We start from the raw sequence: 22,687 nt of genomic DNA on the forward strand, positions 1-22,687 counted from the left end.
CCATTTGACCGTAGGGGTCAGGCGCCGACGGTTTTGAGGATGGTGCGGAACGGGCTGGCGCCGGTGAGGCGCGCGGTATCGACGACGGTGCGGATGGCGGCTTCGCCTTCGGCGGCCCACATCGCGCGGTAGCCGTTGGTGACCTTCCGCTGGACGACGGACGGGCGCAGCAGCCTCTCTGAACCGTTGTTGGTTGGTTCGACAGTGCCGGGGTGGGCGAGGAAGACCAGCAATTGATGACGAGCCCGACCGATTTTGGCCTGCAGGTCGCGGATCAGGTCGCAGCGGCTCGGCGTGGCGAGGATGGCGCCGAGTTGGCGATCCAGGCTCCGGCGCTTGGCGGCCAGCGTCGAGGTGGCCAGATCGGTGACGTGCTCGGACAGGGCGAACACGGATCGCAGCCAGAGCTGCAGACGCCAGGGGACCGGATCATCGCTGGTCTCGACGACGTAGGCGACGTCGCGGGCGAGATGGGCGAGACGGGTCTGATGCGCGACCGCATGGCCCTGCTGAGCCGTGTAGCGGTCCGAGATCCACACCGCCGGCCGATGCCCGTCCATCATCTCCCGCACCACGACCGCACCCCGCGTCGGTGAAGCCTGGTGGACGACCGCCTCGGCCGCGTGGAAGACCCAGTGGTAGGCGTTGCTGCCCTCGATGCGCACGCCGGTCTCGTCCGAGGCGACCACCGTGGCTTGACGCAGGGTCGAGACGGCCTCGTCGCGACCAGAGCGGAAGCGCTTCTGCCCGCGCTGGAGCACGTTCATCAGCCCGCCCTGGCTGAGCGTGAGCCCGAACAGATCCGACAGCGCCGCCTGCAACCGCTCGTAGGATAAGGCTTGGAAGGTCTTCAGATACGTTGCCACCGCATGCAGTCGCGGGCCAAAGGGCGTGCCGCGCGCCGCCTCCGGAACCGGTGCGATCACACGCGCCCCGTAGGTCGGGCACTGCACCGCCAGCCGTTGATGCTGGGTGACGACCGGTGCGACTTCCGGCAACTCGATCCGTTCGGAGAGGCTGACGACCTCGGCGGGAAGGTCCCCTTGCAGTCCGCCGCCGCAGCACGCGCAGCGATCCGGGCGATGCGCGACGCCGGCATCGGGAGCCTCGCTCATCACGCGGCTGTGGCCCTCGTGCCCGGGCTTGGCACCGCCTGGTTTGGCCTGCTCGCGCCGCTCCTTGCGATCCGTTGCTGGCGGCTTCGAAGACGTGCGTGAGGTCTTCTCCGGGCGCTGCAGTCGCAGCACCAACTCGATTAGCTCCTCGCGGCTCAACTGCTCAAGATCGCTGCGCCCCATTCCACGAGGGAATCAGTGAAACCCGACCCGCGCAAGGGCCTGGGTAATTGCGGCACGACGTTAGCCGCAGCATCGGTCAGGCCGCCATCCAGGGTCTATCGGCTCGGGTTTATGCCTGCCACCAGGCTGTGCCCTCGATGATCGAGAGGCGCGGCGCGCGATCCTCACGATCAAGCCTCAGGGGCGCACCTGCCGAGCCACCCGCGATCTCCTCGCCCACCTTGAAAAGGTTGATGATGGCCAGATCGTAGAGCTCGTCCGCATCGCCGGCACCCCCGCCCGTATGGCAGACGAGGTGATGCGCAACTTCCAGCTGATCTGCGACGCCACGCAGGTTACATAAATTTTCAATTTACGCACCACTTGCCATTCATTGCAACAAAAGAGTATCACTCTTCCAACGGGCAGGCGGCAGAAGGAGACAAAAAATTGAATGAAAATAAGCAAAAAGATATAGTTATATTATATTTAGAGTGGGGCTCTAAGAACAGGGAAGTAAACTTCAAAGAAATACAGAAAATATTGAATATATCTAAAACAAGGTTTCATATAATAGTAGTCGATAATAAAATGGAATGTAAACCTATTTCATTTATGGGGGCAAATTCGAGCATATGCATTCCAGGTAACAATATTTCAAGAGAATTTAGTGGTTGGGACGTAGGCTTAAAATACCTCGAAAGCATGGGTATTTTTTCCAATTTAGTGCTGTTCGTCAACGATACATTTGCTACGCATCGTAGGCCGAGACTATTTCGAAGGCTAAGGATAGCACATTTTATCAATTATGCTTCGCATGAAGATAAGCCAGTTTTATTTGGCCAACTCGACCCAGCGCGGTACAGTAATATGAAGCATCCATTGGGAAATATGAATAATTTCATATGCACTTATTTTTTTGGAATGAATACATCTGCTATTGGTCTTTGCTCGCCACTTTGCGATATAGAAAGTGATATTGAAAATGTTCTAGAAACTGATCCTTCAAGTAGCGAGGTACTTAAGAACAGTGTCGATATTACTTATCGTAAGCACATCAACGAGTGGTACCACCAAGGGAATTTTTGGATGAATTCTGAATCTCTTAATCCACAAAATTTCAATTTTTTTAGATTAAAAATAAAATCTGTTTTGTATGAGCACGCTCTCGCTCTTAAATGCAGAGAGCGAGGCGTTAAAGTTATTAATATTTATTCTGGTTCTAGTAAAGGCGATGCAATAATAGGAGGAATATTTCTTAAATGGCTAAACTTCACAGCTTATTGTACGCGCTGCATCAGGGAAATGAAGTTAAGAATCAAACGGCAGTAAAATAAAATCTTATATTTGAGAAGTATTTCTAGACAAACTTAGAATAGGAGCTGGTGCAAAAACGCACCCAAGAACGGACACGCCACATGAAAAATCTTGCAGCAGTTCGAGGCGGTTAGAGCGTGTCATGGCTTGAGCCAATCGAGGGCTGCGGCGAGGCAGAGGACGCCCATGAAGCTGGCGGCGGTCTTTTCGTATCGGGTGGCGATGGCGCGCTACTCCTTGAGCCTGGCCCAAAGGCGCTCGGCCTGATTGCGGTTGTTGTAGATCCAGTCCGGGCAGGCGACGGGCGCCTCGTGGCGCTGAGGCGGGATCGCGGGTCGCGCGCCCATGTCCCAGATGTGCTCACGAAAGGCGTTGCTGGTGTAGCCACGGTCCCCGACGACCCACTTGGGCACGCCGGGAAGTTGGTCGAGTAGCGGAACCGCGTGGGGCAGTTCATGGGCCTGACCGGGCGCCAGCCGGAAAGCGATGGCGCGGCCCTGCCCGTCGGCGATCACGCAAGCCTTAGCTCGACTTTGGCCAATTTGACGGGCGGTTGAGGGGTGGGGTGACGAAGCGGACATGACGGGTAGGTTCGGGTCGTCCTGACCAAGAGACACCTGATGCCTGATCTGCCCGCCCGCTTCGCCGAACTCATCCTGGCGTTCGCGCCGCTGTTTGTCCGTCGCTCGTGGCGACACGCTCAGGTTCTGCTGATCGGCGCGATCCTCACCCCCGGTGGGCGCACGGTGACCAGCGTCCTGCGGATCATGGGCCGTGCGCAGGAGCGTAAGCGCTGTTTTCAGGCCAGGGCTCTGAGGGCTGGCATGACCGGGTAGGCCCATGGCAGCAGGTCGTCGAGACGACGTTGTGGATGGCCCTCGACGATGCAGGTGACGACGTAGGTGAGGTAGGCGTGCGGCTCGACGCCGACGAGCTTGCAGGTTTCGATCAGCGAGGCGATCACCGCCCAATGCTGGCCGCCGCCGTCCGAGCCGGCAAAAAGCGCATTCTTGCGATTCAAGGCCAGGGGTCGGATCGCGCGCTCGACGATGTTGGAGTCGATCTCGACCCGGCCATCGTCGAGGAACAGGCTCAAGCGGGCCCAGCGCGACAGGGCGTAGCGGATCGCATCGGCGAGTTTGCTCTTGCGGCTGACCAGGCCGAGCTTCTCGCGCAGCCACGGCTCCAGCGCCTCGATCACGGGCCGTCTTCGCTCTTGACGCACGGCACGCCTCTCGTCGGCCGGGCGAGCGCGGATCTCGGCTTCGATCCGATAGAGCGCAGCGATGCGCGCCAGCGCCTCCGTGGCGATCAGCGAGGCGGGGCCAAGTTCTTAGAACAGCCGTCGTGCGTGGCTCCAGCAATAGGCCAGCCGGATCGCGCCGCCCTTGGCCAGCACCTCGTAGGCCGCATAGCCATCGACCTGCAGCACGCCTTCGAACCCGGTCAGATGCGCGATCGGTCGGCTCGCGGTGCGGTCGGGGGCGTAGACGTAGGCGACACCGGGTGGATCGGATCCGCCCCAGGGCCGGTCGTCACGGGCGTAGGCCCAGAGCTGGCCGGTCTTGGTACGCCCGCGCCCGGGATCGAGCACGGGCGCCGTGGTCTCGTCGGCAAACAGCTTGCCCGAGCGCTTCAGCGTCTCCAGCAATCGCTCGTGCACCGGCCGAAGCAGGAAGGCGGCGCGCCCGACCCAGTCGGCGAGCGTCGAACGGTCGAGGACGACGCCCTGGCGGGCGAAGATCTGCGCCTGGCGGTAGAGCGGCAGGTGGTCGGCGTATTTGGAAACGAGCACCTGAGGACCAGCGCGTCGGTGGGCAGACCGCCCTCGATCAGCCGCACCGGGGCCGGGGCCTGCACGAACGCATCCTCGCAGGCTCTGCAGGCGTAGCGCGGGCGGCGGATCACCAAAACCCGGAACTGCGCCGGCACCACGTCGAGGCGCTCGGATACGTCCTCGCCGATCCGGTGCAGGGCGCCCGAGCAGCACGGGCAGGCGGTACTGTCGATGTCGAGGAGGGTCTCGACCCGCAGCAGATGAGCTGGGAGCGCCCCGCGGTTGGTGCGACGTTTGCCGACCCGGACCGCCTTCTCGGCCGGTTCGGCCTCCTCGGCGGCAAAGCCCGCGGCCTCGACCTGCTCGGCCTCTTCCAACCCGAGAAGGAGCTGGTCCTCGGGCAGGCTCTCGGCCCGGCGTCCGAAGCGGTGTCGCTGCATCGCCAGGATGATCTGGCGCAGCCGCTCGTTCTCGGCCTGCGCCTCGACGAGCTGCGCCTTGAGCGTCTCGGGATCGTCGGACAGGCGTGAAGCAGGCTTAGCCACGAAGCGGATTAAAGCATATCCACCAGAAGCTTACCATCGTAATGGGGCCCGCGCGCTCGACCTTTTTGCTCACCCTGCCAGCGCTGGGGCGATGACCGTGCGAACCGCGTGAACACGCTTCCAGTCGAGCCCTTCGAGCAAGGCCGCGAGCTGCGCTGCCGTGAGGCGTACGACGCCATCCTCGATCTTCGGCCAGCAGAACTGACCGGCCTCCAGGCGCTTGGTCGCCAGGATCACCCCACTCCCGTCCCAGAACAAGAGCTTGGCCCTGTCCGCTCGCTTCGAGCGGAACACGTAGACCGTGCCGGAGAACGGATCCGCGCCCATCGCATCCCGCACCAGGGCGGCCAACCCGTCCATGCCCTTGCGGAAGTCCACCGGCCGCGTGGCCATCATCACGCGCACCGCACCGGACGGCTCGATCATGCCGTGGCCTTCAGCGCCCGGATCACTGCCGCGATCTGAGCCTCGCCCGCGTCCGGCCCGACGCGCACCAGGACGCCGCCCACCTCGACTTCCATCCCAGTGCAGGCCGCTCGTCGATGTGGCTCAGCCTTCGCCTCGACAGGTGTCGCCTTCATTGGTTCCGACATCAGAACGGCTGGCACGAACCGCAACGCGGAGCGCCGATCGCCCGCTGCTTCTTGACGGGCCAAGCGCCGCCACGTGAACAGCTGCGAGACGTTCAGGCCATGCCGACGCGCGACCGCACTGATCGAGATCGTCGACGCCGCACTCTCGGAGACGATGGTCGTCTTCTCATCCTGCGACCACGTTCGTCTCCGGCCGGCACCGGTGAACAGTTCAAGCCGCCGGACCGGCTCCGACATAGCCATACGACCTGACATCGACATGTGACGGAGCTCCTGCCCGGCTCCGTATGTCCCCGTCACACCGCCAGCCGAAAGGTGCCGTCCAGACACCGCTTACACAAAACACCCCTTCCGATTGCCTGCTCCCTGGCTCTATGCGCTCTGCCACGCCGCATGAATGGCCAAAGTCGAGCTTAGAAGTCGCTCCCAGACGCCGGCACGCGCCCAACGGATGAAGATCTGGGCAGCCCGCCACGCAGCCAAGATCGGTTGCTCGGCGAGACGCTCCGGTACTGGATCCGGCAGTCTGAACGGGACAAGGGTCTGCGGGCTGGCCTACGCACGAACGAACGCGAGCGGATCAAGGCGCTGTATCGCAAAAGCCGCGAACTCCGCCAGGCCAACGAGATTCCCCAGAAGGCGTAGGCGCATTTTGCGATGACGGAGTTCGACCGCCGGTCGCGGCATGATCGCCTTCATCTACGACTATCGCGGCACGGAAGGAGCCGAGCCGATCTGCAACAAAAGACTATATACAACCTAAATAGCTAAATGATATAAAATTTGTCGCCATGTCCTACCCAAGATATGTCGTGTCGCTACCAACAATGAAATTTCAACGTATTGACAACAAGTGCACTCATAATATTCTAGCCAGACCGTAATTTTAGTACCTTCATAGCGATGTGATGAATGGGTGGTCTTATCAGCTCGCGATACATGACATATATCACAAAAATCATAAGACTGCCTGTTTTCGGCATATGCAAACCTAAGCGTCTAGCATAAGCAGCATAAAACTTATTATAGAAATAATTTGTATATATTATTGACCATTTTATTTTATTGAATATAGACGACGTTTGGCCACCTTTAGCGACTCGGGTTTTTGGCAGATGTATACTATGAGTATCATTTGTCACTATAATACTATAGTTATTTACAAATAAACTCATCTGATAATCAGTTTCTTCGCGGTATCCATTACCTCGTGAGTAGTAAGAATCGAATGGAAATTTGATTAAGAGAGAACGTTTTGTCAAAATTATCGAGTTTGTTATCGGCTGCTCGATATCACCTCTAAACCGAGCGCCGTTGACGTACTCACAAATTAGTGGCCAGAAAACGGGCCCACCTCGAAGCCCTATGCCGAAGCGGCTGATAGCTGCCTGCGGTGTTTCACCTTCCAACATATAAATCCGCCGGCCCGACACTGCTCCAGCATTATATTTCTTCAACTTTTCTAAACAAATCCTAGCATAGCCGCTTTCAAGATACTCATCATCATCGACAAACATTACGTAATCATTTTTTGCTTGAGCGCATCCAATATTTCTTGACTCTGATGCGCCCATTCTCTTATTATTTACGATAAAGACAAGATCAATCGCACTCCAATCTTTCGCTATCTTTTCTACTAATGGAATTGTATCGTCCTGGCCGGCATCTATTACAAAAATAATTTGATCGATTAAATCTTGCGAAAAATATGATGGGGCTACATATTTCAGAGTATGAGCTCTGTTACGGGTTGGAATAATCAGGGATATCATAATATTTTATCCAAGTAGATTGCTGAGAAGAAATGCTTTTTTTGAGGCGCTTTCAAGGGTTGATCTCACGACCAAGCTCTGAATAGAATTAGGGTTTATCTCAGTACTTTTTTAATGACAAACCCAATTCCCCACGAAAAATGCATGGCAGGCAGTATGTAAATAGCTGCCACCCCGCACGCGCCACGAGTTTGGCGCACTGAATTTATAGCACTAGTAATTATTACCAACAAATACAGAGCAAAAGGTACTAGTAATACATTAATTAATGATGCTGGTAAAAAGTAAATTATAAGTAGAACGGCGATTGTATATGTAACAAGTAGAGGAGGAAGCATTTGTCTTAGCCGCAATTTTTGCTTGTGCTTGATAATATTTTGCCCGCGGCCCCACCCATAACGAAAATACTGAAAAGCTAAAGATTTTATAGTAGATCGCGGATAATATTGAATTACTATATCTGCTGCCAACCAAATTTTACCTCCGCTTTTTTTCAGTCGATAGTCGAATTCTGCGTCTTCGTTGGCAGCAAAACTTTCGTCATATCCACCCAACTCTAAGAATTTAGTTCGCCTGATGGCAGCATGATGACCATGGTCTACGTAGCCGGAACTAGTCCCCATCCGGTGACGAGAGCCGCCCGTGCCCGAAACACTATTTGATACTGATGCAACAGCTCTCTGAAAACAGGTTACGCCTACCGTCTTAAGTCGTACAACAACGCTGTCAGATTCAATGTAAGCTATTTTAGAAACCACATCTTTGACAAATGTCGTCTCGTACTTGGAATGAGCGTCCATTCGAACAAGAATGCTTGAACGCGGATCAGCATCTAAAGCTGCTGCATTAATGCCAGCTGATTGAATGCGCAGAGCATTATGAATTAGACGAACACGAGAATCTTTACGTATAATATCAGACACAATCCTAACGGTACCATCGGTACTGCCACCGTCAGCTACAATGATCTCAATTAAATATGGCAGATCCGAACTCAATATTTGTTCTAAAGTCGAAGCAATATAGTAAGCTTCATTCAGTGTCGGTATAATGACGGTGGTCAGAGGAAGATCAATATTAGAGCTAGCTATTTCTGGCACGAGTTGAGCTCCAGTTACCTTCTTCATTAATAGGCTATGTTACGCGAATTAGTACAACGTTTAATGGACTCTGCAACAAGTGTTGGCACAAATTTTTTACTCTCATAGTTATCAATGAAGTAAAACTTGAGATAAGAGCTGTAAATTGCGCCCTAATTCAGTTTATTGTAAATCTTAGATGACAATGCTTCGTTTAGTTTAGTTATGAACGCTTATAACAACTTTTATTTTTTATAGTTCAGCTGGTTAAACCCTACTCAATTTTGGAAGAGAGATCTGAGTTATCTAGAGTGCGCCTACTTCAACGAGAGACTGCCGGTTCTAAATAAGCGTTAGAATTAGACCTCGATAGCCTTGCTCTGTTAGCAACTAACTCAAGGCACACCGCTGCTGCGCACCCAAGAATGATGCCTATAATAATTGACAATGGTACGATCATACCTGCGCGAGGAAATACAGGTCGGATCGGAGCCGTCGCCTGTTGGACCACCTGCATTGTGGAAAGACGTTCATTTGAACGCCATGCATTTTCAATTTGTGCGTCTGCACTTTTTCTATTGTAAAGCAGGATATTTGCTTCGTATTGATCGACTTCGCGCTCTAGCCGAGAGAATTCAGCTGACTTGCTAGCAAGCTTCTCCAATTCCGTATTAAGCTGTTCAACGTCACGGACTTGATTGGCTTCTGATAATTTGAGGCCCGCTAAATCCGCATTCAAGTTGATGATCTTTTGAGCACTTTCTTGATAAAGCTTTACGTGTAGCAGTGGAGGGTCGCCTCCAAAACTAGAGCTAGCTGTTGGCGTATTGGACTGCCCGCTAAAATTAGAATCTCCAAAAATTTCTGGCGGTAAGTTGATTTTCGATTTTAAGCTGGCAAGCTGCATCTTGAGCGAGCCTAGTTCTCCGCTCGTCTTGCCGATTTGACTGCGAGTCTCAGATAGGTCAGATGCGATTTTGTCGCGCCTTGCTAAGTAGAGCTTGCGCTGACCGTCCACGGAATAAGTTTTATTTTGAACCGAAAATTTTTCCAGTTCCTGACTAACCTTTGCAAGTTGATTGCGAGCTGCCACTTCTCGCTCACGGAAAAATTCCGATGCAAGAGGATTTGTTGAAAGGGATATATGACGCTCAATAAAACTTCTTGTTATCTGATTTGCAAATTCAGCCGCACGTTCTGGATCGCGATTTCGATAAATAATTTTCAACAAATCGGTGTTTAGCTCGGGTTCAACTCGAAGTGCCGATTGAACTGCAAATATATTTTCGTCATTTTCACGTCTCCAAGCTGGGCGCCATACCAAATCGACCAACTTGCTTGTCATACTAGAAGACTTATTGAGACCGCTTTTAACTATCGGATTTAAGTCGCCCGTTTCCTTTATAATGATTTGTTTTATTGCGTCTATTATGACAGGTTCACCTTGCGCAATCTTAATCTGCGATTTCAGATATCTTTCCTGCTGAACGCCAGCAGAGTAAATATCACTTCCAGATTGTGATTTTATAGATCGACTGAAATCAACTAGTATTAGTGACTCAGCTTCAAAAATTCTGGTTGCGTTTTTTAATACTGCGATTCCAATGCTATTCACTATTATAAATGTTATTAGAAAGGCGTATTTTCGACGCCAAACACTTGCAAATATCTCATTAATTTTCATTTATTTTCCCTTTTTATGTATAAACCGATCCGTTGGTATAGCCCTGTTGGTATCTGCGCCATTTTCGTTGCTTGCTCCCAGCGTGTGGAGCGTCCTGGAATTATGATTCGTGGTATCTCACATTTGCTCGGGCTTGCCCGTATCTAGATTGCCTCAATGTCTCTTTTGAGGCGAACCCACACGTGTTTGAACGGCTTCGATCCCTATGGGCTTATATCCGAGGTTAGCACCTGTGGGATAGATTGAGGTTCTTCACGAACAGAGGATGGCTGGTTGGTCGTGTCCCTTGGCGTGGTGTAGCTTCTGGTGAGCCACGACGATCACCGGCTTGGGCCGGGAGGATCAGGCTGCCAGGGTGGGCAGGCTGACGAGGGGATCATCGCTGATTGGCGCGATGCTTTCCAGCGTCATGTAGCGGCCCCGTTGGACGGCCCATTCATCGTTTTGTTCGAGGAGGATCGCGCCGACGAGGCAGGTCACGGCTTCCTCATCAGGGAAGATGCCGACGACCTCGGTGCGGCGCTTGATCTCGCCGTTGACGCGTTCCAGCGGGTTGGTTGAATGCAGTTTGACCCGATGAGCGGCGGGGAAGCCCATGTAGGCCAGCACGTCTGGCTCGGCCTCATCCATCAAAGCGGCGAGTTTGGGGACCTTGGGCCGGAGTTGGTCGGCCACCTTGCGCCATTGGATCTTGGCAGCTTCCGCATCGTCCTGAGCAAACGCGGTGGCGATGAAGGCCGAGACGACCCGTCGGCCACTCTTACCGGCATGAGCCAGGACGTTGCGCATGAAGTGGACGCGGCAGCGTTGCCAGGTGGCGTTCATGACCTTGGCAACGGAAGCCTTGATGCCCTCGTGCGCGTCCGAGATCACGAGCTTCACGCCCCGTAGACCCCGCCGGGCGAGCTTGCGCAGGAACGCCGTCCAGAACGTCTCGGCCTCGGATGGGCCGACATCCATGCCGAGCACCTCGCGCCGGCCGTCGCTGTTGACGCCGACCGCCACGATCACCGCCACCGAGACGATGCGTCCCTCCTGACGCACCTGGGATTGGGGTTGGGGTTGCCCCGTTTCTGTGGACGGTTAGGGGGCTTGGCTGAGTAGGGTTTCGGCTAGCGGGCCCTCCCGTGTCCCCTGTTCGTAGATGACAGGGGAGCGGTATCCGAGCGCCGAGTGCCGACGCAGCGGGTTATAAAGGCCCTCGATGTAGCTGAAGCAGGCCATCCGGGCCTCGGCCTGCGAACGGAAGCGGCGGCGGGCGAGCAGCTCGCATTCGAGGGTCGAGAAGAAGCTCTCGGCCATGGCGTTATCATAGGCGTCGCCGACCGAGCCCATCGAGGGTCGCACGCCGGCCTCCTGGCAGCGGCTACTGAGCGCCAGCGACGTGTATTGCGATCCCTGGTCCGAGTGATGGATCACGTCGCGCGGCCTGCGCTGGGTGACGGCCATCTCCAAGGCGTCCAGGACCAGCTCTGAGCGCAGGTGGTTGGCCATGGCCCATCCGACGATCCGGCGGCTGAAGGCGTCGAGCACCACGGCGAGGTAGAGGAAGCCGGCTGCGGTCGGCACGTAGGTGATGTCCGCCACCCAGAGCCGGTTCGGAGCGGCGGCGACGAAGTTGCGGTCGACGAGGTCGGGAGCCGGGCGCGCCTCTCGATCCCGCCGTGTCGTGACAGGCCCACCGTGCCGATGGCTGGCTCCGACGAGGCCGGCCTCGCGCATCAGCCGGGCGATGCGCTTGCGGGAATGCCGCTCGCCCTGATCGCGCAGGTCGGCGTGGACGCGCGGCGCGCCATAGGTCTCGTGCGAGCCGAGATGGACGGTGCGGATGCGCTTCAGCAGGGCAGCGTCCGCCAAGCGTCGTGCCGAGGGCTGCCGGCCAGCCCAGGCATAATAACCGGCCTTCGATACGCCGTGGGTGCGCGCCATCACCGCGATCGGGAAGTCGGCCTGGTTCGCACTCATGAACCGGAAGACCCAGACGGCAGGACCCCGGTCTCCCGTGCAAACCAGGCCGTCGCGCGAGAGAGGATATCGCGCTCCAGCTTCAGCTGCCGGTTCTCGCGCCGCAGCCGGATGAGTTCATCGCGCTCGGCCGTCGTCAGGCCAGGATCGGCCGTTTGCAGCTTGGCCTCGCGCCGGCCCTCGCTCCGATCGACCTCGGCTACCCAATTACGGATGGCCTGCGCCGAGGGTTCGAACTCGCGGGCGAGATCGGTCGGATCACGGCCGGCACGGACGAGATCGACCATCTGCCGGTGGAACTCAGATGGGTATGCAGAACGGGTCTTCGGCATCGGAAAAACACCTCACGCGAAAGCGTTCTCGGTGTCCACAAAACAGGGGCAATCCCAGCCGCAACCTTGCTCATGGCGGCGGCCGTCCAATGCGTGGTCTCGCCGGGTGGTTCTCCTTGCGTCAGAGCCACCACGCGCCGCCACCTCCGGCCCCAGCGGCGGAATGCGCGCCGGTCGCGTCTTGTCCCGAAGAAGCCCGTCGACGCCCTCCTGCGAGAAGCGGTCCTGCCAGCGCCAGACCACGGTCTTGGACACGCCCGCCGCACGCATGATCGCGTGCGTCCCGAGCCCATCGGCGCTCAGCAGCACGATACGGGCGCGCCAGACGTGCTTCTGCGGCGTGTTTCGATCCGCGACGCGTGCTTCGAGCCGAAGGCGATCCGAGGTGGAGAGCGTAAAAGAGATGCCACTGCGCATCCCGCCAGACACGCAGGATGGACCTCAAACCGAAACACCACACGGACTCAACCGTCAGGGCTCAACCACTAGATAATGTACTATATCATTTTATATCAATTTATACCATCAATGTTTTTAATAGCACACTTTTATTATATGAGGAAAAATAACATATTCCGCAGATCTTGAACATGGGCTGTCATTGTATTTACACTAATAAATGTATAATCAATTCCGGTGCGCATAATTACCAAAAACTTTCAGAATTATACTATGTTATCCCCGGCAGATTTAGTTAGGCGTTAGCCATTATTGTTTTTCAAAGCCATTTACCAATTTTGTTCTCATTTTCTTGCGTGTAGCCCATTATGTTTGAATTAACGACATAAGAGTCGCAAGCGTATATTTATATTGTTATTTTAAGTGGAAGGGGCTCCGATGACACAGACGGGCGTTTATGTCGGCAACGATCCGGCCGATTTTGCTTCGTACTCCAAGTGGGTCGGAGGCACGCCGGGCAACGTGTTGACCTACCTCAACAACGACAGCTGGAAGGCGTTCGACAGCTCGATTGGCTGGGCCACGAGCCTGTGGAGGAACACCGCCACACCCAGCATCTGGTCGGTGCCGCTGACGGTTTGGGGCACCTCGCTCGAGCAGGTCGCCACGGGCGATTTCAACGACCACTTCCTCAAGGCTGCACAGGCTCTGGCGCAGACCAAGGCCAGCAGCGACGGCAACATCTACGTGCGCGTCGGCTGGGAGTTCAACGGCTCCTGGATGCCCTGGGCCGCCAACGGCCACGAGGCCGCGTTCATTAAGTCCTTCCAGAACCTCGTCGACACCTTCCGCTCGGTCTCGGACAAGTTCAAGTTCGTGTGGGACACCACCAATGATGGTGGCAACATGAACCCGGAGAAGGCGTACCCGGGCGACAAGTACGTCGATGTGATCGGCACGGACGTCTACTACAGCACCCAGTGGGACGGCACCGATGCCGCCAAGGGGTTCAAGGGTGAGGTCACCCGCACCTACGGCCTGCAGTGGCAGCAGGATTTCGCCGCAGCCCACGGCAAGGCAACCGCCATCTCCGAATGGGGTGTCGCCAGCGACAACGCCGCTCCCTACGTCCAGGCCATGACCAAGTGGATGACCGACCACAACATGGTCTACGAGAACTACTGGGACTCGAACGCCGACTACAGCGGCAAGCTGAGCACGGGCGCAAACGCCACCGCAGGCGCTGCCTACAAGAGCGCTATCAGCAGCCTTCAGGGCGCAGCTACCTCCTCACCCCTTACGGCTCCGACGGTTGCGATCACGTCGTCGGGTGGTCTGACGAACACGCTGGCGGTCAAGCTCGCCGGCACCGTGGGCCTGAGCGACGCCGGCACGACCGTGCATGTGCTGGACGGCGTCAAGGAGATCGGAACCGCCCTCGTCCAGGCCGACGGCAAGTGGAGCGCCGCCGTCTCGCTGCTGAACCAGCAGGGCACCCACCAGATCACTGTCACTGATACCAACGCGATAGGCACCGGCAGGAGCAGCAGCGTCAGCTACACCGTCGACACCGTCGCGCCGGTGGTAAAGCTCGGCCTGGTCCAGGACACAGGCACGTCGAGCACGGACAAGATCACCACCAACGCGGCCCTGACCGGCACGGCAGAGGCCGGAGCGAAGGTGACGCTGAGCGAAGGCACGACCGCGCTGGGTTCCGTCACCGCCGACAACACCGGCCACTGGAACTTCACGCCCACAGGCCTGAAGCTCGGTGCCCATACCATCCTGGCCAGCCAGACGGATGCCGCCGGCAACACCGGCTCCGACACGTTTGCGTTCACCCTGCAGAACGCCCCGACGGTTGCGATCACGTCGTCGGGCGGTCTGACGAACACGCTGGCGGTCAAGCTCGCCGGCACCGTGGGCGTGAGCGACGCCGGCACGACCGTGCATGTGCTGGACGGCGTCAAGGAGATCGGAACCGCCCTCGTCCAGGCCGACGGCAAGTGGAGCGCCGCCGTCTCGCTGCTGAACCAGCAGGGCAGCCACCAGATCAGCGCCAGCGATACCAACGCGGCGGGCACCGGCAAGAGCAGCAGCGTCAGCTACACCGTCGACACCGTCGCCCCGGTGGTGAAGCTCGGCCTGGTCCAGGACACGGGCACGTCGAGCACGGACAAGATCACCACCAACGCAGCCCTGACCGGCACGGCGGAAGTCGGAGCGAAGGTGACGCTGAGCGAGGGTACGACCGCGCTGGGCTCCGTCACCGCCGACAGCACCGGCCACTGGAACTTCATGCCCACAGGCCTGAAGCTCGGTGCCCATACCATCCTGGCCAGCCAGACGGATGCCGCCGGCAACACCGGCTCCGACACGTTTGCGTTCACCCTGCAGAACGCCCCGACGGTTGCGATCACGTCGTCGGGCGGTCTGACGAACACGCTGGCGGTCAAGCTCGCCGGCACCGTGGGCGTGAGCGACGCCGGCACGACCGTGCATGTGCTGGACGGCGTCAAGGAGATCGGAACCGCCCTCGTCCAGGCCGACGGCAAGTGGAGCGCCGCCGTCTCGCTGCTGAACCAGCAGGGCAGCCACCAGATCAGCGCCAGCGATACCAACGCGGCGGGCACCGGCAAGAGCAGCAGCATCAGCTACACCGTCGACACCGTCGCGCCGGTGGTAAAGCTCGGCCTGGTCCAGGACACAGGCACGTCGAGCACGGACAAGATCACCACCAACGCGGCCCTGACCGGCACGGCAGAGGCCGGAGCGAAGGTGACGCTGAGCGAAGGCACGACCGCGCTGGGTTCCGTCACCGCCGACAACACCGGCCACTGGAACTTCACGCCCACAGGCCTGAAGCTCGGTGCCCATACCATCCTGGCCAGCCAGACGGATGCCGCCGGCAACACCGGCTCCGACACGTTTGCGTTCACCCTGCAGAACGCCCCGACGGTTGCGATCACGTCGTCGGGCGGTCTGACGAACACGCTGGCGGTCAAGCTCGCCGGCACCGTGGGCGTGAGCGACGCCGGCACGACCGTGCATGTGCTGGACGGCGTCAAGGAGATCGGAACCGCCCTCGTCCAGGCCGACGGCAAGTGGAGCGCCGCCGTCTCGCTGCTGAACCAGCAGGGCACCCACCAGATCACTGTCACTGATACCAACGCGATAGGCACCGGCAGGAGCAGCAGCGTCAGCTACACCGTCGACACCGTCGCGCCGGTGGTAAAGCTCGGCCTGGTCCAGGACACAGGCACGTCGAGCACGGACAAGATCACCACCAACGCGGCCCTGACCGGCACGGCAGAGGCCGGAGCGAAGGTGACGCTGAGCGAAGGCACGACCGCGCTGGGTTCCGTCACCGCCGACAACACCGGCCACTGGAACTTCACGCCCACAGGCCTGAAGCTCGGTGCCCACACCATCCTGGCCAGCCAGACGGATGCCGCCGGCAACACCGGCTCCGATACCTTCGCGTTCAACCTGCAGAACAGCGCACCGACTTCGACATCGGTCACCCATACGGTGGCTCAGGGCTACGAGGTGGTGACCACGGAAACCAACCGCTTGGTAACCGACCGCTTCGACTTCAGCTGGCAGCGCACGGGCGCCGAAATTGTCACAAAGGATACTCCCGGGAAAACCATCGATCAGCATTTCAATAAGGATTGGCAACAGGTTTCAGCCGAAATATTTGAAACCACACAAGATGGTAACCGAGCTGTCAAATCTTTTTATGATAGCTCATGGCACCTTACACATGCCGAGATCGACACATTTAATATATTAGGACAGAATTTTGGTTCAACACACGAAGTATTTGATGGAAATTGGAATATCACAACATGGATGGCTTATAGCGGAAAACATCTCGATGGTATAATACTTTCGTAATTTTCCTCGTAAATGCGTTTGACTGGAAAGATGCATGGCAGCTCCGCTAAACACGTCGAACTGCTGCACGATTTTTCCTGCGGCGTATCCGTTCTGAGTGCGTCTTTGCGCTAGTGCAGTGACTCAGACGGATGGTTCAGGGGCTCGGGCAAGGGCGTCGAAGATCGCAGAGGCGGGTTTGGTCCAGATGAAGGGCCTTGGGCTTCGGTTGTGCTCGGCGATGTAGCGATTGATGGACGCCTGCGCGTGGGAAGGCCGTGACGCGCCGGATCGAGGGCGATGACGGGGCCAAGGCCGGCAACAGCTTCAGACGCGGATGGACGCGGGCGAGCCAGCGCTCGACCATATGCCGGGTATTGAGAAGGGGATGCCATCGGTCTCTGCTGTCTGGTTGTGAGACCTCCTTGGCGTCTGCGACGATGCGAAGGGCTTTCTGGAGGATGCTGGGCTCGAGCCGTCTGTAGGTTTGATTGGTGAGCGCGGGCTCAGCTTCGAGACGCTGGCGCAGCACCATCTCGGGCGAGAAACCTTTGAGCACGCGCTGACGGCGACCGTTGTAGGCCGCGTTGAAGCCGCGCAGCACGATCTCCAAGTCGGCGTGGCTGTAGATCATGATGCCCAACAACTCCTGCTGCACCCGGCCGTTGAAGCGCTCGACCATGCCATTGGTCTTCGGCGTGTACGGGCGCGTCTTGCGATGCTGCACACCGTGCCGCTCGCAAGCTGCCCCGAAAGCATCGGCCGTGAAGCAGGAGTGTGCAGTCCCGAAGTGAGGTGGGTTGGATTGTATCTGAAGCGGCTTGGATCGTCTGCCCAGGCTCGGCAGGTGGCTTCCTATGGGGTGAGGCCGCGTAGGGTCTTGAGCCGCCGAGCGAAGTTGTAGGCATCCAGGAAGGCGGCGAAGTGTTCCCGCAGCTATCGTGGGTGTCGTAGTGGTAGCGCCTGACCGTCGCCTCCTTGAGGGTCCGGTTCATGCGCTCGACTTGGCCATTGGTCCACGGGTGGTTTGGCTTGGTGAGCCGATGTTCGATGTCGTGCGCCCGGCAGATCTGGTCGAAGCGGTTGACGCGGTACAAAGCGGTCGGACCGCGACGGTTCTTGGGCAGTTCGGCGAACTGGATGCCGTTGTCGGTCAGGATGGTATGCAGGCGGTAAGGACAGGCCTCGATGAGCGCCTCCAGGAAGGCGCAGGCCACGGGCCGATCGGCGCGTTCGTGCAGTTGGGCGAAGGCGTATTTGGACGTCCTGTCGATCGCCACCCAGAGGTACAGCTTGCCTTCGCCGGTGCGAACCTCCTCGATGTCGATGTGGAAGAAGCCGATCGGGTAGCCCTTGAACGCTTGCTTGCCGGGCTTGTCGCCGCCGACCTCGGGTAACCGGCTGATCCCATGGCGCTGCAGGCAGCGATGCAGCGATGATCGGGTCAGGTGCGGGATGGTGGCCTGGAGCGCGTAGAGGCAGTCGTCGAGCGGCAAGAGGGTGCGCCGGCGGAAGGCGACGATCACCGCCTCTTCCTCGGTCGTGAGCACGGTAGAGTGCGGTGTCTTCGGTCCCATCGCCGCGTCATGAACGAAGGCTCGCTTAGGCCACTTCGCGACTGTCTTGGGGTTCAGTCCGTGCTGGGCGGCAAGATCTTTGAGCGGAGCTTTCGATCGCTGTAGCGCTGCTCTGACCGCGTGCGTAGTCGTGGCGCAGCCGTGAGGAACCTGTCCCATAACGCCTCCCGGAATGCAGCGACCTCAGCGAAACTGATGCCACCACACCTCGGGACTGCACACCTAGCGACCCAATTCACCAAACTCGGCGAAGAGCCACTTATACCGAACCTCGCTAAGCCCGATTCATCGAGGTTCGGCCCCCCGCGACTGCGGGGCGGCGGTCGTCCGCCGGACCTCATGGGTTCTGATCTATGAGACTTGGTATTATACCAACCGGCATTGATCATAACCGATAGGCCCACTGGCGCAGTCCGATGGACATGATGAGCCAGGGTTGGGCGACGAAGCGTTTCCAGGCCTCACAACACCGATCGAGGATGTCGTCGTAGGAGGTGAAGATCCGGTCGCCGAGCCAGTTGTCGCGCAGGAATTGCCAGACATTCTCGACCGGATTGAGTTCCGGTGCGCAGGCCGGCAGCGTGAGCAGGGTGATGTTGTCGGGCACGACGAGGTCGTGTGCGATGTGCCATCCGGCGCCGTCGAGGATCAGCACGGCATGGGCGCCGGGATCGACGATGCGGCTGATCTCCTTCAGATGCTCGTTCATAGCGGAGGTGTCGCAACGGGGCATGACGAGACCGGCGCCCTTGCCTTTCTCGGGGCAGATCGCACCGAAGATGTAGGCATGGGCGGTCCGCTGGTCCTATGGGGCCGAGGGCCGGCTTCCGCGGCGTGCCCAGCGACGCGGCAGGGTGTTCTTCTGGCCGACACGGGCTTCGTCCTGCCACCAGACCTCGATGGCCGTGCCGGCCGGCAAGCCTGCGCGGATCGCGTTCACCGCGAAGGGCAGACTTTTTAAACGCCACCAGGGCGGCCGGATCCTGCTCGTGATGGCGCGGGCGGGCCGAGAGTTTGCGAAAGCCGAGGTGCTTGACCGTGCGTCCCACCGTGCTTTCGTCCAGGCTGACGCCGAAGCTGGCGTAGATCCATCCGACCAGATCCTTCAGCCGCCAGCGTACGACCCCGTGCCGATCCGGGTCCGGCCCGCTCTCGACGATCCGCGCCAGCGCCTGGCGCTGCGTCTCGTTCAGCTTGGGACGGTTGCCGGGTGCCTTGCCGTCGATCAGGCCGACCGGTCCTTCGGCGTTGAAGGCCAAAACCCAGTCGCGCACCGTCTGCAGGCTCACCGCCCCGATCCGGGCGGCGTCCGTGCGGCTGCCGCCATCGTAAATCTCGGCCAACGCCAGCAGACGGCGGCCCTGACCCGCATCCCGGCCGGCCCTGGCCAGCCTCCGCAGATCATCGGCCGTGAAATCCTGCCGCAACGCCACCGCAGCCGACATGGCAAACCCTCCCGGTTCGCCTCATCGAATCAGATCCGCCCACGCAACGAAACCCCGTGAGTCACCCTCAGCGTCGATTGGTATTAGTGGGGACCGATCAGCGTCTAGCGGAGATGCCCTGCATCATCCGTCCGCGTCAGTGCACTAGCTCCTCAATCAACTGACTTTCGTGGATCGATACACTAACTTGCTGGCGCACGGCCCGATTGGATCTCAAGTACCGCGGCACCGCCGCGCGATTCAGGACCATAATCAAAGAATGGCACATTGTTACCATCCAACGCGAAAAGCCCTCCGTCAAATTCGTCGAAGCCCTTGATTGATTTAACTGACAATAAATAAAGCTTTAAATAACATTGATTACTGATAATTTATTTGTTTTAGTAACTACCTGAAAATATTTTAATAATAAATCTGATCAATATGTTCCTATTCGTAGCAGATTTTCTAGCAAGAACCATTATCCTTCTGAGCGTTTTTGATGGAATCAAAAGAGAAATGGTCCATGCTATGTAAAATAATTTCACCCGAGTATGCAATCCCGACTTCCACGAACTAAGGTTTAGTCTATATAGATCAAATAGATTTATCGAACCATTTTCTAGAACGCTCGCCATAATTGTTCTTTCTAGTACGAACAATGAATTTTTTAGGCTTAAAGGCACATCTACCAGCGGAGAAAGCTGCTTTGCGGTTGTCCACCGTCTTTCTAAGCGCTTGACATCCGAACGAAGGCGTTCCGGGGTGGGGATGCTGACTTGGCTAAAATTCTTATTATGAACTCTGTAGTACCCCAAGGCTTTAGGAACAGATATCAATTTTCCCAAATAAGGCGCTAATAGATTTACAGCCCCATCGATGGGCTCTCGCAGATCAATAATACTTAAATCCAGTCTTTTTAGAAATTTTGCTCGATATATATTACCGGAAGTTGGTGGACTATTGTAAAAACCCATTATCCTATTATCGCTAATGGCGTGTTTGCTGCTATAGCAAGAAGATAGTCCGGGAAATACAGATCCAGTTCTATTTCCGTTTTGGTCTATACCCATGAGTTGAAACTGAATCTTCACTAAATCATCTTCTAATAGTAGAGGCTTAATTTCTTGAACCATACTTGGAGTAATGCAGTCATCAGCATCAAGAAAATATATATAATCGCTTTTCGACGCATACAGCCCCTTTATAGACGCGCTCATAACACCGCCATTTTCCTGCCTGATATACAAAAAATCTCTTTTGTCTAGTGACAAAACATCAGATGAACCATCTGTTGAGCCATCGTCAACGACGATTATTTCATCAAATTTTTCATGTTGAGCATATATACTGTCAAGTGCAATTTTTACGTAATCTTTATAATTATAACATAGAACTACAACGCCTATCGTTGCCTTCTGTTTTTTAGCATTGGTATTAAAAGAGAGTTTTAACTCATTTTCCATCTTAAGCGACTTTCAACATTGATTTTTTGGCCATCTATAATGAGTTTATTTTTATAATCGATGCGATTTTGATAATGCGCGGACTGAATGCATTTAGCCCGTCCTGTGATAGCGCTGGGAAAGGGCTTGACATTAAGTGTTGATACAAGATGCGCGATGCGTCACAAGCGTGCCTCATAGCTGGGACCAAAGAGCGGCTCACTATCACCCTAAAGGTCTTTTTAGCCAAGAGGATAATAACATGCGAGTCGCAATGGTTGGCTCAGGTTACGTCGGACTGGTTTCGGGAGCCTGTTTTGCAGATTTTGGTCACAATGTCGTCTGTGTTGATAAGGATCCAGACAAGATCGAAGCGCTAAAGAATGGAAAAATTCCGATTTATGAACCAGGATTGGAAAAATTAGTAGAGGAAAATGTTCGTTTAGGCCGGCTTAGCTTTTCTATAGATATTGTCGCAGCCGTATCTGCTGCAGACGTAGTATTCATTGCTGTTGGTACGCCGTCGCGTCGAGGCGATGGATTTGCAGATCTCTCCTATGTTTACTCAGCTGCCCGTGAAATAGCTTGCTCGCTAACCGGATTTACGGTTGTAGTAACAAAATCTACTGTTCCAGTTGGTACCGGCGATGAAGTGGAGCGCATTATTAGTGAAGCCAACCCGGCGGCCAATGTTTCCGTCGTTTCTAACCCTGAGTTCCTGCGTGAAGGCGCGGCAATCGACGACTTTAAGCGGCCTGATCGTATTGTCGTTGGTACTAACGACAAAAATGCAGAACACATGATGAGAGAGATCTATCGACCATTATACCTTAACGCAGCCCCTATAATAGTTACAAATCGCCGCACAGCTGAGTTAATCAAGTATGCTGCAAATGCGTTTCTAGCTACAAAAATCACATTTATCAATGAAATTGCAGATCTCTGCGAGAAGGTTGGCGCTGATGTGCAAGAGGTGGCGCGTGGGATCGGCCTAGATAAGCGCATCGGCGCTAAATTCCTTCATGCAGGTCCAGGTTATGGGGGCTCCTGCTTTCCAAAAGACACCATCGCATTGGTTAAGACAGCTCAGGACTTAGGAACCCCGGTCCGCCTCGTAGAGACAGTTGTCGCAATTAATGAGCAGCGTAAACGTGCTATGGCTCGCAAAGTGATCGGTGCTTGCAGCGGTTCAGTGCGGGGTAAGACGATCGCTATTCTTGGTCTAACATTCAAGCCTGATACCGACGATATGCGAGATGCACCTGCTCTCTCAATAATTGCTGCCTTACAGGATGAAGGCGCAACCATCCGGGCCTATGACCCAGAAGGCATGGATACAGCACGCCTTGTATTAGCTAATGTAACCTATGCCAATGACGCATACGATTGTGCGCAGAATGCGGATGCAATTGTTATTGTCACTGAGTGGAACGCTTTCAGAGCTTTAGACTTTGCTCGGCTTCGTCAAGTTATGAAATCGTGGGTTATGATTGATTTGCGAAATATCTATAAATACGCGGAAGTGGCTAAAGAGCAATTTCAATATGTTGGCGTTGGAACGCATCGTGACACTTTTAAGAATTAATTCTGGATCTGTATTGTTATTTTATGGAAATAGGTAG

At 56.3% G+C, this 22,687-nt stretch carries 13 protein-coding genes and 8 pseudogenes; 5 read left to right on the forward strand and 16 right to left on the reverse strand.

Annotation, left to right across the window (positions count from 1 at the left end):
* Window positions 1-17: 17 nt before the first annotated feature.
* Window positions 18-1,298: an IS66 family transposase gene (gene tnpC / locus ACFZ8E_RS14520; protein ID WP_405043059.1), complete on the reverse strand. Its 1,281-nt coding sequence runs from the start codon at window positions 1,296-1,298 to the stop codon at window positions 18-20.
* Window positions 1,299-1,661: 363 nt separating this feature from the next.
* Here tnpC (ACFZ8E_RS14520) and ACFZ8E_RS14525 point away from each other — a divergent pair, with 363 nt between their 5' ends.
* The gene (locus tag ACFZ8E_RS14525) at window positions 1,662-2,609 is read left to right on the forward strand and encodes a hypothetical protein (RefSeq protein WP_405043060.1); all 948 of its coding nucleotides are present in this window, start codon (window positions 1,662-1,664) and stop codon (window positions 2,607-2,609) included.
* A gap of 125 nt (window positions 2,610-2,734) precedes the next feature.
* Here the strand turns inward: ACFZ8E_RS14525 and ACFZ8E_RS14530 are convergent.
* A pseudogene (locus ACFZ8E_RS14530) lies at window positions 2,735-3,124 on the reverse strand (IS5 family transposase); the annotation flags it as partial.
* Window positions 3,125-3,214: 90 nt separating this feature from the next.
* Between ACFZ8E_RS14530 and ACFZ8E_RS14535 the strand changes: the two are divergent.
* Entirely contained in the window at window positions 3,215-3,430 is a 216-nt protein-coding gene (locus ACFZ8E_RS14535; protein ID WP_405043061.1) for a hypothetical protein, read from the forward strand.
* On the opposite strand, the pseudogene tnpC (ACFZ8E_RS14540) reads toward ACFZ8E_RS14535, so the two are convergent.
* The 3 genes and pseudogenes from tnpC (ACFZ8E_RS14540) to tnpA form a co-directional block, all read right to left on the reverse strand.
* Window positions 3,394-4,916, reverse strand: a pseudogene (gene tnpC, locus ACFZ8E_RS14540) (IS66 family transposase). The gene ACFZ8E_RS14535 and the pseudogene tnpC (ACFZ8E_RS14540) overlap by 37 nt on opposite strands.
* Window positions 4,917-4,985: 69 nt before the next feature.
* Window positions 4,986-5,342: an IS66 family insertion sequence element accessory protein TnpB gene (tnpB, locus tag ACFZ8E_RS14545; RefSeq protein WP_405043062.1), complete on the reverse strand. Its 357-nt coding sequence runs from the start codon at window positions 5,340-5,342 to the stop codon at window positions 4,986-4,988.
* On the reverse strand, window positions 5,339-5,770 hold the full coding sequence (tnpA, locus tag ACFZ8E_RS14550) for an IS66-like element accessory protein TnpA (RefSeq protein ID WP_405043063.1): 432 nt from the start codon (window positions 5,768-5,770) through the stop codon (window positions 5,339-5,341). The genes tnpB and tnpA overlap by 4 nt, the downstream gene beginning before the upstream one ends.
* A 199-nt stretch (window positions 5,771-5,969) precedes the next feature.
* Here tnpA and ACFZ8E_RS14555 point away from each other — a divergent pair.
* Window positions 5,970-6,248: pseudogene (locus ACFZ8E_RS14555) on the forward strand (transposase); the annotation flags it as partial.
* 130 nt (window positions 6,249-6,378) lie between these two features.
* Here ACFZ8E_RS14555 and ACFZ8E_RS14560 read toward each other — a convergent pair.
* The 6 genes and pseudogenes from ACFZ8E_RS14560 to ACFZ8E_RS14585 all read right to left on the reverse strand — a co-directional run bounded on the left by ACFZ8E_RS14560 (window position 6,379) and on the right by ACFZ8E_RS14585 (window position 12,758).
* Entirely contained in the window at window positions 6,379-7,281 is a 903-nt protein-coding gene (locus ACFZ8E_RS14560) for a glycosyltransferase family 2 protein (protein WP_405043064.1), read from the reverse strand.
* Between the two features lie 95 nt (window positions 7,282-7,376).
* The gene (locus tag ACFZ8E_RS14565) at window positions 7,377-8,381 is read right to left on the reverse strand and encodes a glycosyltransferase family 2 protein (protein ID WP_405043065.1); all 1,005 of its coding nucleotides are present in this window, start codon (window positions 8,379-8,381) and stop codon (window positions 7,377-7,379) included.
* Window positions 8,382-8,682: 301 nt separating this feature from the next.
* Window positions 8,683-10,044 (reverse strand): GumC family protein, encoded by a 1,362-nt coding sequence (locus tag ACFZ8E_RS14570; RefSeq protein ID WP_405043066.1) that lies wholly within the window; start codon window positions 10,042-10,044, stop codon window positions 8,683-8,685.
* Between the two features lie 342 nt (window positions 10,045-10,386).
* Window positions 10,387-11,091, reverse strand: a pseudogene (locus ACFZ8E_RS14575) (IS256 family transposase); the annotation flags it as partial.
* Between the two features lie 36 nt (window positions 11,092-11,127).
* A protein-coding gene (locus ACFZ8E_RS14580; RefSeq protein WP_405043068.1) for an IS3 family transposase occupies window positions 11,128-12,341 on the reverse strand; the annotation gives its coding sequence in 2 pieces (ribosomal slippage) (window positions 11,128-12,062 and window positions 12,062-12,341; 1,215 coding nt in all).
* Window positions 12,342-12,353: 12 nt separating this feature from the next.
* Complete coding sequence (locus ACFZ8E_RS14585) at window positions 12,354-12,758, reverse strand: helix-turn-helix domain-containing protein (protein WP_405043069.1); 405 nt, start codon at window positions 12,756-12,758, stop codon at window positions 12,354-12,356.
* Between the two features lie 420 nt (window positions 12,759-13,178).
* On the opposite strand from ACFZ8E_RS14585, the gene ACFZ8E_RS14590 reads away from it, so the two are divergent.
* Window positions 13,179-16,640 carry an Ig-like domain-containing protein gene (locus ACFZ8E_RS14590; protein ID WP_405043070.1) on the forward strand — a complete coding sequence of 1,154 codons (3,462 nt, stop codon included), beginning with the start codon at window positions 13,179-13,181 and terminating at the stop codon, window positions 16,638-16,640.
* A 123-nt stretch (window positions 16,641-16,763) separates the two neighbouring features.
* Here ACFZ8E_RS14590 and ACFZ8E_RS14595 read toward each other — a convergent pair.
* From ACFZ8E_RS14595 to ACFZ8E_RS14615, 5 genes and pseudogenes are all read right to left on the reverse strand, one after another.
* Window positions 16,764-16,883 (reverse strand): annotated as a pseudogene (locus ACFZ8E_RS14595) (IS630 family transposase); the annotation flags it as partial.
* 361 nt (window positions 16,884-17,244) lie between these two features.
* Window positions 17,245-17,301: pseudogene (locus ACFZ8E_RS14600) on the reverse strand (hypothetical protein); the annotation flags it as partial.
* Window positions 17,302-17,396: 95 nt separating this feature from the next.
* A pseudogene (locus ACFZ8E_RS14605) lies at window positions 17,397-18,355 on the reverse strand (IS481 family transposase); the annotation flags it as partial.
* 226 nt (window positions 18,356-18,581) lie between these two features.
* Window positions 18,582-19,641, reverse strand: a pseudogene (locus tag ACFZ8E_RS14610) (IS630 family transposase).
* 380 nt (window positions 19,642-20,021) lie between these two features.
* The gene (locus tag ACFZ8E_RS14615) at window positions 20,022-21,086 is read right to left on the reverse strand and encodes a glycosyltransferase family A protein (protein WP_405043071.1); all 1,065 of its coding nucleotides are present in this window, start codon (window positions 21,084-21,086) and stop codon (window positions 20,022-20,024) included.
* A gap of 241 nt (window positions 21,087-21,327) precedes the next feature.
* Between ACFZ8E_RS14615 and ACFZ8E_RS14620 the strand changes: the two genes are divergently transcribed.
* On the forward strand, window positions 21,328-22,650 hold the full coding sequence (locus ACFZ8E_RS14620; RefSeq protein ID WP_405043072.1) for a UDP-glucose dehydrogenase family protein: 1,323 nt from the start codon (window positions 21,328-21,330) through the stop codon (window positions 22,648-22,650).
* Window positions 22,651-22,687 lie beyond the last annotated feature (37 nt).

The sequence above is a fragment of the Methylobacterium sp. HMF5984 genome (genome assembly GCF_045033435.1).
Lineage (GTDB): Bacteria > Pseudomonadota > Alphaproteobacteria > Rhizobiales > Beijerinckiaceae > Methylobacterium.